Raw genomic sequence first — 14,329 nt, 5'->3', positions numbered from 1 at the left:
AGCCTTTTAAAGCATTTGTATCAACGGCTAAACTTTTCCAATCGTTTGGGAAGAAAGTTCTTAGAAGATCCCAATCTTCTCTCATCATGGCTTTATCCTCCTATAGAGTGATTAGCGGGATAATTAATATAAAAATACCATGATGAATAAAATTTGTCAATAAAACAAGTTAGCGCTTATGCCCCATGCACCCCCGCCAGCGGGGGACATTGTTTGAACAACAGGATCATTCCCGATTTTTGGTTAACTAATTGTACAAGGACTATTGTACAAGGACTAAAGTGTTACCAAATTTCACCATTAAATATTTTGCCAAAAATGCTAAGAAATTACTGATAAGGTACTAAAAAATCCCCCCCGGCAGACTTCTGGCAGGAGCCTTTAAAAAAAGGAAGCAAATCTTGCGCATACGCTTATTTTCAGTTGACAACTCTTATATACAAAACTATCATCTCTGCATGTTTTCATTTGCCAATATTAAACAATATAAAAAAATATTACTCTTATTCCTGCTGATAGTGTTCGCAAGCAGTATTATTGCACCCGTAGTAAAAGTATTTTTGGATTCATTTTTACCCTCAAATTCTTTTTTCGTTAATTTATTGGATTATGAAGATGGTCACTATAATTTTGCAAGAGTCATGCGGCGCATTATCATGGCGGTCGCCATTCTATGCATATTTTTATTGAGAAAATCACTCATGTTTCCTTCCTTTGGTACTATTGGTTTAAAGCCCGGTAAAGGCTGCTGGCAAAAATTGCAAATTGGATTTCTTATTAGCACCGGTATGTGTATTCTCTATTTCGCATTTTTATATTTTTACGGAATTGTTACTTTTGAAATAGAAACAATGTCTCCCGGCAGTTTGATCGGTAAAGTTTTCACCTTGATAATAATCGCCGTTGTTGTGGGCGGCGTAGAAGAGTTTATTTTCAGAGGATTTATCCTTCAAAGCATTTTAAGAGATACGAAGGTGTTATTTGCCGTTTGTTTCTGCAGTATTTTTTACGCATTGCTCCACTTCTTCAAGGCGAACTCACTCTTTACTCCGGGTTTTCAACCCTTTATTGGTTTTGTTGTAGTATATCAATCTTTCGCCAATATTATTCTCACTATTGCAGAGACACTTCCACTAATTATTGGGCTCTTCATTGTTGGCGTGGTGCTTTCGTACGCCTATTTGAAAACAAATTCATTGTACCTCTCCATTGGACTGCATGCCGGATGGATATTTTTTATTAAGGCAAACAGGCTTTTTTTTGATTTCGTTGATTCAGAATCAGGTTGGTTGTTCGGAGACCGTAAGATAATTAACGGCATAATGGGCTGGAGTTTTTTGATCGTTACCCTTTTAATTGTACATTTTATTACAAAAAGACTGCATAATGGAAAAAACGCTGCAAGAACTTGCTGATTACGTAGGGGGAACAGTTGCCGGCGATCCCAATACCATCATAAACGGTATCATGGGCATTGACGAAGCAACTGAAGGACACATCACATTTGTCGCCAATGAAAAATACATTAAAAAAATGAATCATACCAAGGCTTCCGCGGTGATCGTTTCGCCAAAACTTATCAACGCTAAAAAGAACCTTCTGGTCTGCAACAACCCCTATCTTGCATTTGCAAGGATAGTGGAATTACTCACGTTTAAAAAACCGGTCTACGTGAAAGGAATTGATCCCGCCACAAGCATTGCAAATACGGCAAAAATCGGCAAAGACGTTTCAATTCAGGCATACGTTACGATAGGAGAAAACGCCTGCATCGGCGACCGCGTGGTTGTTTTCCCCGGTGTTTTTATCGGAGAAAACTGTACCATCGGCGATGATGCCGTTCTCCATGCAAATGTTGTAATCTATCCCGATACCGTAATTGGCAGGAGAGTCACTATTCACAGCAATACGGTAATCGGCAGCAGCGGCTTTGGCTATGCCCCTGATGGCCAGAGCTATTATAAAATACCACAGGCGGGCAATACTGTAATAGAAGACGACGTTGATATTGGTGCAAATACAACAATCAACAGGGCGACTCTGGGGCAAACTATCATCAGGCGGGGAACAAAAATTGACAGCCAGGTTGTCATCTCTCATAACGTCGAAATCGGAGAAGATTCTGTAATCGTTTCACAGGTAGGCATTGCAGGCACCGCAAAAATCGGAAAACACGTGACCCTTGCAGGCGGCGTCGGCATTATCGGACATATTACCGTTGGAGACAACGTTACCGTTGGCGGGCATTCCGGAGTGGCGCAAGACCTCCCTGGCAACGGAACATACCTGGGAACGCCTGCGCTTCCCATTCAAAAAATGAGGCGATGTTACGTAATCATTGAAAAATTGCCTGAAATGAAAGAACATATGAAATCACTTGATAAAAGATTAAAACAACTGGAAGAAAAATGGAAAAACTCGGATTAATTGCAGGAAACGGAAGATTCCCCATACTGTTTGCCAAAGGCGCAAAAAATAATAACGTGCCGGTTATAGCTGTTGCGATTGAAGGGGAAACCTCCCCGGAAGTCGGGCAATATGTGGAAAAACTCTACTGGATTGGCGTCGCTCAGATTGGCAAACTTATTAAAATTTTTAAACAGGAAAACGTTTCCAAAGCAGTCATGGCAGGCGGTCTTACGAAAGGCAATATGTTTTCCTCTTTGCGAAATCTTAGACTCCTTCCCGATTTAAGGACAATTAACCTCTGGTATAAAAACGTAAAGAGAAGAGACGACCAGACCCTGCTCGGAGCGGTTGCTGACGAGTTGTTGAAAGACGGCATAGAATTGCAAAGTTCCACCCTTTACGTTCCTCAATTACTCGCAAAAAAAGGCATACTTACCAAAAAAAACCCCACCGATAGAGAGATGGAAGATATTTATTTCGCAGTTCCATTGGCAAAAGAAATTGCGAAACACGGCATCGGCCAGTGTATTGTTGTTAAGGAAAAAGTAGTGCTTGCGGTGGAAGCCTTTGAAGGTACCGATGAAGCAATCCGCAGAGGCGGAAAACTGGGGAGAAGCGATGTTGTTGTCATAAAAGTTTGCAAACAAAATTTTGATCCGCGATTCGATATTCCTACCGTAGGCCTTGACACCATTACAACCCTGAAAGAATCTTCCGCCTCCGTCCTTGCCCTTGAAGCGGGCAGGACTATTATTCTCGATATTGAAGAAACCCTTGCAGAGGCTGACAAGGCAGGCATTTCCGTTATAGGCATATAGGCGCTTCACGTTTAACAATTGACAATTTATTGTAGAGATGCTGCATCGTATAGATTCTAAATACGAACCCCGAAATACGAAACAATACAGAGCTACAAACAGATCACCCCTAACGGGGTTATATTGTTTTTTTTATATATTGGCTTTTCAAAAAAGCTAAATTGTTACAAATGTTACCAAATACGGATAACGTTTTTGCCAATATGATTTCGTATTTCGTGCTTCGCATTTCTTATCTCATCCCTGTTTAGTTATGGCTACACCAGCTTAGGAGTTTTCTCTCTTTTAACAATGATAACCAAAACACCTCGTGAAAGATGTTTTCATTGCCGTTTAATATTACAGGACTGTATTTGTCCCCAAAATCCTCCCCTCAGGACCGAACACAAAATAACCCTGTTAACAAGCAGAAAAGAGTCACGAATCCCATCCAATACCGGGAGGTTGATCCGTATCATGTTGGAAAACACCACTGCTATTTTTATCGGAGAATACGGCTGGGAAAGAGCGGTTGAGCGGGAAATAGCAGGAAATGATTATACGCCTGTAATCCTCTTTCCCATGGCGCCTTCTATTGACGGTAAAAATATCATTGAAAAAAACGGAAAGCCTCTGAATATTTTCGTACCGGACACAAGCTGGAGAAATGCGAGAAGATGGCTTCACAAACCACTGTTTCTGAATTTACCGAAAATAGGATTAAGAGAAATTCCTGCCTCTGAATATCACCTGAGAAAACAATCTGCCAAAAATTATTTATGTACATTTCAGGCAGTAATTTCATTAATGAAGGAACTCGAAATCAAGGATTTTGACTCAGCATCTTTTCAAATGAACGAAAGATTCAGGCTATGGGTAAAATCGCTGGCAAAAGAAAGAGGATTAACCTTCACGAGCGATAGCATTAATTATTGAATTCGGGTAACTATACTCAAACTGCGGAATTTTTTGCTACTGTACAAAACAAGATGCATTAGTCATATTCAGGGGACACCATACTTAATTATTGGCACAATCAAGTATGGATGGATGGGGTTCTTGAAGTGGCGAGAAAGGTAACAATTTAGTATTTTGAAAAATTCCAACAATGTAGTGCGATGAGGTTCGTCGCACTACAAATTATAATTTCCTGTAGTGGTCAATAAATAGGGGTAATGCATTTACATCCCTCGTATAAACCTGATATGTGCTTACCTTTAGTCCCCCCCGCTGGGAGAGTCAGGGCAATGTCATTAAGTTAAACAAACGGCCGCAAAGTAGAGACAGATTTCAAACCTGTCTCTACGAAGGGGGAAAAAGGGGGGTGTTTTTGATCAAATAATTCATAGCACCTTAGTTATTTGAAAAATCCAAGGGGACATAAAAAACAATGTAGCCCCTTTAGGGGCGGTTTGTTTGTAGCGCAATAAAATTCAACAGGTAAATAGCTCCGTAGGAGCGGCCTGTATATGATTGACAGGAAGACAGGCCGCTCCTGATTATAGAGACAGGTTTCAAACCTGTCTCTACGATCTGTTATGGTATCCTATCTACAAACAGGTTGCTCCTACGGAGCTTATCGGTAATACGTTTTTTTTAAAAACCAAAGTGTTACAATAATTCTTAACTTAATGACATTGGGATTCAGGGGTTCATTTGTACAATAGCATCCTATCCTGCTACAAACAGGCTGCTTGCACTGAATTTATTGGCAATACGTTTTTCAAAAAACTAAAGTGTTACGATGCTTTTAGCTATCACTATGTCATGGTTTTCTGAAATCTCCGGGAAGCAAACCAAAGAGTCAATATCCCCATAACCATAAGGGCGAGCATTTGAGGCCAGAGAATTTCTGTCCCGATTCCTTTAAGAAAGATTCCGCGAATAATTTCCAGGAAATACCGGAGAGGATTCAGATAGGTAAGCCACTGGATTGCCCTGGGCATATTTGCTATTGGAAACATAAATCCGGAAAGTAATACTGCAGGAAAATAAAAGAAGAAGGTACTCATCATTGCCTGTTGCTGTGTCTGGCTTACTGTTGAAATGAATAGTCCGATGCCAAGCGTAGTCATGATATACAAAGCCGTAGCAAAGAAAAGAAGAAACAGGTTGCCTCTGATAGGCACTTCAAACCAGAAAACACCTATCACGGTAATCAGTATCACATCTGCAAATCCTATAAGTGCAAAAGGCACAGTTTTACCCAGGATAAATTCAATTTGTCTTATTGGGGTAACCATGATCTGTTCAATAGTCCCTATCTCTTTTTCCCGTACAACGGCCATACTGGTCAGCATCAGGGTAATAAGCATGACAATGATTGCAATTACTCCGGGTACATAAAAATTTCTGCTCTCGAGGTTTTCATTGAACCATGCACGCGTTTGCATATCGACCCCAGCGGGCATTTGATAAGCGCCTTTGACCAGAGTAAGGCGGGTTATAAGAATCTTTTTTGAAAACTGCGCAACAATCTTTGCGCTGTAATCAAGTATTACTCCGGCAGTATTTGAATCGGTTCCATCTACAATTAACTGCAATTGAACAGACCTGCCTGCCCTTAAATTCCCTGCAAAGCCAGCATTCATATGAATTACCGCCCTTACCTTACCACGGTCAACAAGTTCCCGTATACGCCTTTCATCGCTTACATATTCGATTACCTTGAAATAGCCTGATTGGACAAAACGTGCCGTGAGTTCACGGCTGACTACAGTATTGTCAAGGTCATAAACTGCTGTGGTAATATTCCTAACGTCTGTCGTAACAGCATATCCGAACACAAGTGTCTGGAGTACCGGCATGATAAAAATTATTCCCATCATCTTCCTGTCCCGAAACATCTGGATAAATTCTTTAATAAGGATTTGTCTTATACGTTCTATCACTTTTATTGTAACACTTTAGTTTTTTTGAAAAATTCCAATAATAACGCTGCTTTCCGTATCGTGTAAGTGTAGGGGCGAAGCATTTGTCATAAACGGTTACTGCTCGTTCCTCACTTGAAATATCTAAGTAGAGACAGGTTTAAAACCTGTCTCTACCATGTAGTGCGACGAACCTCGTCGCACTACAAAGGACAATTTTCCAGTTTCAAAAGACAAAAGAGTTACCTTTTATTCAAGTTTTTTGTTGAAACCAACATTGGCGAGGATGACCATTACGATACCAAACAATGTCAGCAAAACCGCCTCCAAGATTAAAACCTCCAGCCCTATTCCTTTGAGATAGATACCTTTAAGCAGCGTCACAAAATACGTTGCGGGAATGAAGTATGTCATTACCTGTATAGCTTGCGGCATATTGTCAATTGCGTACACAAAACCGGACAAAAGAAATGACGGAAGAAACGTTACTACCATGGCAAGCTGGCTGGCCAGAAGCTGTGTTCTTGCCAGAATGCTTATCACTATACCCAACGAAAGTGCACCGGTAAGGAATATGGCTGCCATAGCAAAGAGAAGTCCCGCACTGCCACGAAGTGGTACCTGAAACAAAAATTCTCCCATGAGAACTGCTATCAGAACATCAAACATTCCAATAGCGAAATAAGGAAATAGCTTACCGAATATGAGTTCGCTTCCACTGACAGGCGTTGATATAAGCTGCTCCATTGTTCCCCGCTCCCATTCACGTGCAACGGTCAGAGAGGTGAGAAGTGCTGCAATTACCATCATGATCACTGCGATAAGGCCAGGTACAATGGAGTTCTTTGATTCAAGGTCGGCATTAAACCATGCCCTGGGCCTAAGGTCCACAGGGTTGCTAATCCCGTGTGATCCGCCGATGCGCTCAATCTGTCTGATAACGAGGTCACTGGAATAGTTAAAGGCAACAGTATCAACATACCCAATTGTAATAGTCGCTGTGTTTGAGTCGCTTCCGTCCACTATTAGCTGTGTGGAAACCCTACGGCCCGAGTTGATTCTCCTATCGAAATCTGTAGGTATAATAAGAGCTGCGAAAGCCTTACCTGAATCTATCGCCCTTTCGATATCACGGTAATTGCTTACCTGGGCTTTGAGCGAAAAGTAACGGGAACCGGTGAACCGGCTTATAAACTCCCTGCTCATCTCAGATTCGTTCTGGTCCCAAACAACTATCGGTACACTGTCAACATCAAGAGTAAGTGCATATCCGAAAAGCACTAACAAAATCATTGGAATAGCGATAGCCATCCCCAGACTTCGCGGATCGCGTATAATATGTAAAAACTCTTTACGGGAAATAGCCCAAAACCTGTTTAGCTTCATCATGTTCTTTTCCGTATTTACTAAACGGAATCTTACTCCTGCGACCACCTGCAAAACCGGCCAATAAAATAAAAATCCCCAGGCGTTTAATCCGGTTCAAACCCCATCTTTGATCCCTTTTTGATGCTCACGATCGTAAGCTTCTATGAGTGAAATAAACACGTCCTCCATGGACGGAACGACTTTCTCAATACCTGTCACTACATAATTTTGCCCGGCAAGCAGGTTACGAATTGATTTTTCTGCTGATGCCGCATTACTGGTTACAACATGAAGCCCGTTTCCGAACAGGGTCACTTCTTTTATATCTGGCAGTCCGCCAATTTGATCCATTGCATCCTGTGACCTGTCACATGCCACTTCAAGGATATCCTCTTTCATGAGTTCGGTCTTAAGATATTCCGGAGACCCTATGGCAATAAGTTTCCCCCTGTAGATCAGCCCTATCCTGTCGCAATATTCGGCTTCATCCATATAGTGAGTTGTCACGAATACCGTAACGCCACTACCTGATAGTTCATATATCAGGTCCCAGAACTGGCGGCGGCTTATCGGGTCTACTCCGGAGGTGGGTTCATCAAGAAAGATTATCGAAGGCTCGTGCAAGATAGCACAACCCAGTGCCAACCTCTGCTTCCAGCCTCCTGACAAGATAGCTGTTTGAGAATGGCGGTGATCCTTAAGCCCTGCCATATCAATAATCCATTCTTTTCTTATTTTTTTCTTCTCTGCGGGTATACAATAGATTCCACTGTAGAAATCAATGTTTTCCTCTACGGTTAGGTCTTCATAGAGAGAAAACTTCTGGCTCATATATCCGATGTGTTCTTTGATCTTTTCCGGTTCGGTACGTATGTCAAACCCTCCAACTGTACCGCTTCCTCCGGTCGGGGCAAGGATTCCACAGAGCATGCGTATCGTTGTAGACTTGCCTGCTCCGTTAGGTCCAAGGAATCCGAAAATCTCTCCTTTGAAAACCTCAAAACTAACGCTATCTACGGCCAGGAAATCACCGAAACGCCTCTCAAGACCCACTACAACTACAGCTTTTTTATCATCATTTTTATTGTCAATGGTGTTCATCTCCATTACTTTACTCATTTTGGCTGGCAAGGACGTAGACAAAGACATCCTCAAGTGATGGTTCAATGGTACGAATACCTGTGATTCTTACTCCGGCAGTGTTCAGTATTTTTTCTGTTTCCTTTGTGTCCGTATCAGGATTTTTTGTCACTATGTGTATTTTGTCTCCGAAAAGGCCGACTGAATCTACTTTTAATTTTTCACGCAACAGGAGACTGGCTTTCCTGGAATCAGAAGTGCGGATCTCAATTACGGACATGTGCATCAATTTTTTCACTTCTGCGGGGGTACCGATACTAAGCAGCTTTCCTTTGTGAATAAGTCCTATCCTTGTGCATCTTTCCGCCTCATCCAGGTAGGCCGTGGACACAAAGATGGTTACTTTTTTTCTCAAAAGCTGGTACAGAATTCTCCAGAAATCACGGCGTGACAACGGATCTACGCCATTTGTAGGTTCATCCAGAAAGAGAACTTTGGGTGTATGAATAAGTGCACAGGCAAGTCCAAGCTTTTGTTTCATGCCACCCGAAAGGTTACCGGCGAGTCGTTTCCTAAACGGCGTGAGATCGCTGAACTCCAGAAGTTCTTCAATTTTTTCCTTCCTTCCCTTTCGGGGAACACTGTAAATATCTGCATAGAAATTTATGTTTTCTATTACTGAGAGGTCGGGGTATAGACCAAACCTCTGACTCATATAACCAATCTCCTCTTTAATCAATTCGGCATCTTTTACTGTATGTTTCCCGGCAATCCATGCAGCGCCGGAAGTTGGTTCCATGATAGATGTGAGAAGTCGCATAACAGTGGTCTTTCCTGCACCATCAGGACCAACAAGACCAAATATTTCTCCTTCGGCAACTTTTAGTGTAAGATTGTCTACGGCTTTCAGATTATTAAACAATTTTGTTAAATTTTCAGTTCTTATGGTATCCGTAATCATATTTCTTATTCTGTTTTCAACAGTATTTTCCCATCCGCAGGCATGCCTGGCTTGAGTTCCATTTCCGGATTATAAACCACTATTTTAATGCGATAAACGAGTTTTACCCGTTCTTCTTTTGTTTGGACGTTCTTGGGAGTAAACTCAGCCTCTGAAGCTATGAAGGAAACATGGCCTTCATAAATCTTTTCAGGATATGTATCCGTTGTGATGTGTACTTTTTGACCAACTTTAATCCTTCCCAGATCCGTTTCGTTTATATATGCCCTAAGCCAGATATCATTCAGGTTGCCAATGATTACAACAGGTGTGCCGGGAGATACGTATTCACCCGGTTCTACGTTTTTGGACAGGACAATACCGGAAATCGATGATTTAATGGTTGTGTATCCCAGCCGTGTTTTCGCCAATCTCAGTGCCGCTCTGGCCCGCTGCAGATCTGCCCTTGCCTTATCAATTTTTTCCTTGCGAGGCCCTTTTTCAAAGAGTACGAGTCTTTTATTAACCTCACGATACCTTGCTTCTTCCGCATCATAATCCGCTTTTGCAGCATCAAATTCACTTGTAGAAATTACTTTTTCTGCATATAGCCTTTCCTGACGTTTATAATCAGCAGCAAGCCGGTCTAAATCAACCCTTGTTCTTCTGACTACCGCTTCCCACTCCTCGATTTCCTCAGTTCTGTAACCGGTTTCCAGCTCTTCAAAGACGGCCCTGGCAGCATTTACTTCTGCTCTGTAAAGTAAAACTTCCTGTGCTAATTCAGTACTCTCCAATCTGGCAATTATCTGACCAGCACTAACTGTTTCTCCCTCATCAACCAGTCGTTCTTCGACCCAGCCGGAGATTCTAAAACTCACAGCAACATCAGTAACCTCAATATTCCCTGATACGTCAATTTCGTCCTTAACCATGCCCACCCAGCTTTCAGCGTACCAATAAATTACAATCCCTATTACAATTGGTAACAGCATCAATAGCACTATTTTCTTTTTTACTTTCATTAAAACACTCAATTAAATAATTTTTTGGAATCGGATATATTCAATATGTTTATCACTACAGTGACATTTTATTCTTAAGTCCTGATTGTAAAATCCTGATTTCAAACTATGTCCCCCGCTGGCGGGGGTGCAGGGGGTGGACCGGATTTCTCCATCAATTCAACTACCCCTTTATTATGAAAACAAATTTGCCCCTCTTTCCCACGCTCCGCAGACTGGGTCAAAAGGACAATTTTATCCTGTTTCGTAACATGCATTTCCACGCAGAGCGTAGGAAATGAGAAGAAAAACTTATGGCTATTCATGTTATAAGCCTCCCAGATTCCCTACGCAGACAATTCCACCCCCTTAATCCCCCGCCAGCGGTGGACAGGCTTGCCACATCCCTCGCAGCTTTCATGCCCTTGTGGGGTTGTTCCGGGTACATTCCCGGTTTTTTGTGACTTCTGCCATGTTTTAATGAAACGTACAGCAGTATTAACCCCTGGCAGTGTTGTTTTGCCCCAATCACATACACGGTTACAAAAAATCGTGAATGCTCCTATCCTGATCGCTAAAGGGGAAAAGGGACAACGACAATATCCCCTTTATTATAGGTTGTCATATATTGTATCCTCTTCGTTATCCCAAATTTTTTGAAATGCTGAAGCGGATAAATCCTGAGAAGCTTTTATAAGGATATTTTTTTCTCTTTTACTTTCTAAAAATTGGATAAAGTCAAAAACTTCTGAGAGAAGATTTTCCGGGAGTTTATCGATCTCCTTTTTTATCATTTCTTTTACCGTCATTTTTCGTCACATCCGCTTCAATAATATTGTTATATTGCCAGACTCTATTTATTGGATAAATTTTATCACAGAATTGCTACAATTATACCTGATTTTGATAATTATAATAGACTTCACCAAGATACCACGCCTTTAACAACCTTAATTTCTTCTGCTAATCCATACAGCCTATACACAATTTCATCTATTAATTCATCCGTTGCTTTAATTCTGGTTTTTAACGGTTCGAGGATTGGCAGGCTTTCAGCAAATTGCCTTTCCAGCAGTTCCTGCTTCTTTCGGTCTGATGGGTTTATGGATACCTTGTTTTTGTTCTTCCTGAGGACTTCGAGGAGTTGATTGAAGTCGTGTTCGTGATATTCCTTTTCTATAACAACCTTTTAAATTCATAAACGGATAAATGTGCTTGTTTAATGATGTGAGACAGAGTAAACCTTTTGATAGGATTGTGCGTTGGGACTGTGAGTTTTAGTGTTCTTTCTGCCGTATGCTTTTTTGCAGACGTATATGACTGTCTTTTTGCCGGACAATTACCCATCCATCACGATGTAAAGCTTAAACACCGATTTTCACACACACATAAACCATCATAATACACCCCTTAAAGTCGTCTGTGTTTGAAGGCTGCAGAGCGATGAATTTATTTTGCCCTTACCTTGTAAACTTATATTACAAAATAGTCTATGCCTTGTATTTCATTACTTGCCTGTTAGTAGTAACAAATTACATTTTTAAATCAGGGCATTTTTGCATTATTCGGGAATTTCAGCAAATTTTGGGATTTTAGGGTGATAATATGATGAACAAAATGCTTGATTGATGATTATAAGTGTGCTACAATTCTGAATATTAACCAATTAGCAAGCGCAAATACCTCTCAAATAGAAGGTATTTGACGGTATTATCAGTATTCAGCAAGAATATTACAAATGCATAATCATCATAATAACACCCTAATACATGGCAAACTTAATCTAGTTTCATATTTCAATAATCCTGTTTCACAAAGACAAAAACAATATGAAGCAGTAAGGGCCATTGTAATTGACAAACAGGCAGTTGAGACTGTAGCAACAAAATTTGGTTACAAGCCAGGCACGGTTTATTCTTTAATGAGAGACGTTAATGCAGGGAAAATAGAACTTTTCCCTATCGTGCGAAAGGGCCCTAAAAAGAAAAGGACTACTTGTGATGTTCAGGATAAAATTATCAAATACAGGAAACAGGGACTATCGACAACCGACATCCATAGCCGCCTTGCGGAAGAGGAGATCAATATATCTGCAATCACAGTAGAACGTATTCTGAAAACCGCAGGGTTCGGCAAACTAAAACGCAGAACGAATAATGAACTTGGAAAAACTCTTAAAAACAAAATCATACCGGAACGTTCGGAACACCTGGATTTTGAGATACTCGAATATCTTAATGTGGATTGCCCCACGGCCGGGGTTTTCTTTTTTATCCCTTATATCATAGAATCCGGTATCCTTGATTTGTTGCAGGAATGTAAGTTGCCTGAATCAAGCGATATTGGATCGACGCAAGCCTGTCTTTCCATGTTACTGCTGAAATTAATAGGCGAGAGGAGGCTGACCCATATTTGTGCTTATGACCAGGAACCTGGCTTTGGAGTTTTTGCCGGATTAAACGTTCTTCCGAAGCCTACATACATGAACACCTATTCATGCCGTTGCTCTGAAACTCAGTTGATGAATTTGCAAAGCAAAGTTGTTTCGCTTTTCAGGAAAAAGTATCCGGACTTTTATAGTAGCGACTATATAAATCTTGATTTTCACTCGATCCCGCATTATGGGGATGAATCCGAAATGGAAAAGATCTGGTGTGGGTCTAAGAGTAAGACCATGAAAGGCGCTAATACCATCATTGCGTCTGATAGTAAAAGCAATGCAGTTTTATATACAAGAGCTGATATACTACGGCGCGAAGAGTCGCAAGAGGTTAAAAAGTTTGTAAGTTACTGGAAAAATATAAAAGGCAATGTTAGCGAAACACTTGTTTTTGATTGCAAGTTTACGGCTTACAATATCCTTGACGATCTTGAAAATGACAAGGTAAAGTTCATAACGCTTCGTAAACGTTATGCCGGCCTTGTGAAGGAAACATTGGTACTTCCAAAGGAGGTATGGAAAAAAGTTTATATTCCGGTTCCAAAGCGAAAGTATAAAAACGTCTCAGTTTATGAAAGCGAAGTCAGGCTTAAAGATTGTAAAAACATTTTCAGGCAAATAGTGGTGAAAGATCACGGACGGGAGAACCCTACATTTATTTTAACCAATAGCAAAGAGCTGTCCTTACAAAGGGTATTGGAAGTTTACGCTAAACGATGGCGGATAGAAAACAAAATAGCCGAACTGGTAATGTTTTTCAATCTGAACTCTCTGTCTTCACCTATTATGATCCGTATTCATTTTGACATTCTATGGACAATGATTGCTGATACCCTGTATCATCGATTCGCATGCGACCTGAGACGTTTTGAAAATAATCTTGCCCCTGCAATATTCAGGAAGTTTATTGATATGCCGGGGAGGGTCGTTTATGACGGTGGTAAGTTTTTTGTGAAAATAAGAAAAAGAGCACATACTCCGGTTTTGATGGAAGTAAAAAAATTACAAACTCCATTCGCTGTTCCATGGCTTGGAGGAAAATCTATTGAAATTGTCTGGACGGCATGATTAGGGTGTTTTTATGATGGTTTTCATGCCTGTGAAAATCGGTGTTAAAGACCTGTCCATAATTCAAATTCGGGACTTTTGTCATAGGGCAATTTCTAATACCTGTGCATCAGGATTATACCTCATATCATCGTCAACAGGTTCAAGATATAATTCAATGGCTTCTCTGATATTTTTTAACGCCTCTTCCTTCGTATTGCCCTCGCTTATATAGTCAAACAAATCAAGTTTTCGAAATTTGCTCGCCAATAATTTGAAAATTTTCAGTTAAAAGAGTAGACAATTCATCTGTATACTCGTTAATATTTTTGAAAAAACTTAAACATTTGTTTTTAAACTTCTCATAAGTATCA

General features: G+C 40.7%; 12 protein-coding genes. 5 read left to right on the top strand and 7 right to left on the bottom strand.

Annotated elements, in window-relative coordinates:
- Positions 1-401: 401 nt before the first annotated feature.
- The 4 genes from QZT26_RS12350 (at position 402) to QZT26_RS12335 (ending at position 4,142) form a co-directional block, all read left to right on the top strand.
- The gene (locus QZT26_RS12350; RefSeq protein WP_295102503.1) at positions 402-1,415 is read left to right on the top strand and encodes a type II CAAX endopeptidase family protein; all 1,014 of its coding nucleotides are present in this window, start codon (positions 402-404) and stop codon (positions 1,413-1,415) included.
- Positions 1,387-2,427: a UDP-3-O-(3-hydroxymyristoyl)glucosamine N-acyltransferase gene (lpxD, locus tag QZT26_RS12345; RefSeq protein ID WP_295102500.1), complete on the top strand. Its 1,041-nt coding sequence runs from the start codon at positions 1,387-1,389 to the stop codon at positions 2,425-2,427. The genes QZT26_RS12350 and lpxD overlap by 29 nt, the downstream gene beginning before the upstream one ends.
- Positions 2,409-3,227: a UDP-2,3-diacylglucosamine diphosphatase LpxI gene (lpxI, locus tag QZT26_RS12340; RefSeq protein ID WP_295102497.1), complete on the top strand. Its 819-nt coding sequence runs from the start codon at positions 2,409-2,411 to the stop codon at positions 3,225-3,227. Before lpxD ends, lpxI begins: the two co-directional genes overlap by 19 nt.
- Before the next feature lie 291 nt (positions 3,228-3,518).
- Positions 3,519-4,142 carry a tRNA-uridine aminocarboxypropyltransferase gene (locus tag QZT26_RS12335; RefSeq protein ID WP_295102495.1) on the top strand — a complete coding sequence of 208 codons (624 nt, stop codon included), beginning with the start codon at positions 3,519-3,521 and terminating at the stop codon, positions 4,140-4,142.
- Between the two features lie 824 nt (positions 4,143-4,966).
- On the opposite strand, the gene QZT26_RS12330 is transcribed toward QZT26_RS12335, so the two are convergent.
- The 6 genes from QZT26_RS12330 to QZT26_RS12305 all read right to left on the bottom strand — a co-directional run bounded on the left by QZT26_RS12330 (position 4,967) and on the right by QZT26_RS12305 (position 11,277).
- Complete coding sequence (locus tag QZT26_RS12330) at positions 4,967-6,097, bottom strand: ABC transporter permease (protein ID WP_164995084.1); 1,131 nt, start codon at positions 6,095-6,097, stop codon at positions 4,967-4,969.
- A 228-nt stretch (positions 6,098-6,325) separates the two neighbouring features.
- A complete protein-coding gene (locus QZT26_RS12325) occupies positions 6,326-7,465 on the bottom strand; it encodes an ABC transporter permease (protein ID WP_295102491.1) in 1,140 nt (379 codons plus the stop codon).
- A 93-nt stretch (positions 7,466-7,558) separates the two neighbouring features.
- The gene (locus QZT26_RS12320) at positions 7,559-8,563 is read right to left on the bottom strand and encodes an ABC transporter ATP-binding protein (protein WP_295102488.1); all 1,005 of its coding nucleotides are present in this window, start codon (positions 8,561-8,563) and stop codon (positions 7,559-7,561) included.
- Complete coding sequence (locus tag QZT26_RS12315; protein ID WP_295102486.1) at positions 8,556-9,485, bottom strand: ABC transporter ATP-binding protein; 930 nt, start codon at positions 9,483-9,485, stop codon at positions 8,556-8,558. Before QZT26_RS12315 ends, QZT26_RS12320 begins: the two co-directional genes overlap by 8 nt.
- Positions 9,486-9,490: 5 nt before the next feature.
- Complete coding sequence (locus QZT26_RS12310) at positions 9,491-10,489, bottom strand: efflux RND transporter periplasmic adaptor subunit (RefSeq protein ID WP_295102485.1); 999 nt, start codon at positions 10,487-10,489, stop codon at positions 9,491-9,493.
- Positions 10,490-11,079: 590 nt separating this feature from the next.
- Complete coding sequence (locus QZT26_RS12305) at positions 11,080-11,277, bottom strand: DUF2281 domain-containing protein (RefSeq protein ID WP_295102483.1); 198 nt, start codon at positions 11,275-11,277, stop codon at positions 11,080-11,082.
- Positions 11,278-12,206: 929 nt separating this feature from the next.
- Here QZT26_RS12305 and QZT26_RS12300 point away from each other — a divergent pair.
- Complete coding sequence (locus QZT26_RS12300; protein ID WP_164995064.1) at positions 12,207-13,976, top strand: transposase; 1,770 nt, start codon at positions 12,207-12,209, stop codon at positions 13,974-13,976.
- Between the two features lie 81 nt (positions 13,977-14,057).
- Here the strand turns inward: QZT26_RS12300 and QZT26_RS12295 are convergent, their stop codons facing one another.
- Complete coding sequence (locus tag QZT26_RS12295; protein WP_099326876.1) at positions 14,058-14,198, bottom strand: HicB family protein; 141 nt, start codon at positions 14,196-14,198, stop codon at positions 14,058-14,060.
- Positions 14,199-14,329: the final 131 nt, after the last annotated feature.

Origin of the sequence: uncultured Candidatus Kuenenia sp. (assembly GCF_900696675.1) — a bacterium.
Taxonomy (GTDB): Bacteria; Planctomycetota; Brocadiia; order Brocadiales; family Brocadiaceae; genus Kuenenia; species Kuenenia stuttgartiensis_A.
Note: the sequence above shows the minus strand (reverse complement) of the source record. Positions and strands in the feature narration are given on the sequence as shown.